We start from the raw sequence: 223 nt of genomic DNA on the forward strand, positions 1-223 counted from the left end.
GTGATGTGCGCCCAGCAGAACTGATGTCGGGAGGGGGCCAGCCAGTGATAGCTGGCGCACTGGTCAGTCACGATAACCGATGGGGTTGTCTCGCCCAGCAGCGATTTGGCCGTTTCCGCATTACGGTAAGCGCGGATTTTCTGGTAAACCGCCTTGCTGCCGCTGAGCAGCCAGACCCAGCGGGTGGCCGCTTCTCCGTTGCGTTGATGGGGCGTTTCGTCAA

General features: G+C 61.0%; 1 protein-coding gene. It reads right to left on the reverse strand.

Annotation, left to right across the window (positions count from 1 at the left end):
* Positions 1-223 (reverse strand): IS66 family transposase (locus AAC854_RS23820; protein WP_340619206.1); only part of this gene is annotated, 223 nt, incomplete at both ends.

It is taken from the genome of Xenorhabdus entomophaga (genome assembly GCF_037996725.1).
Lineage (GTDB): Bacteria > Pseudomonadota > Gammaproteobacteria > Enterobacterales > Enterobacteriaceae > Xenorhabdus > Xenorhabdus khoisanae.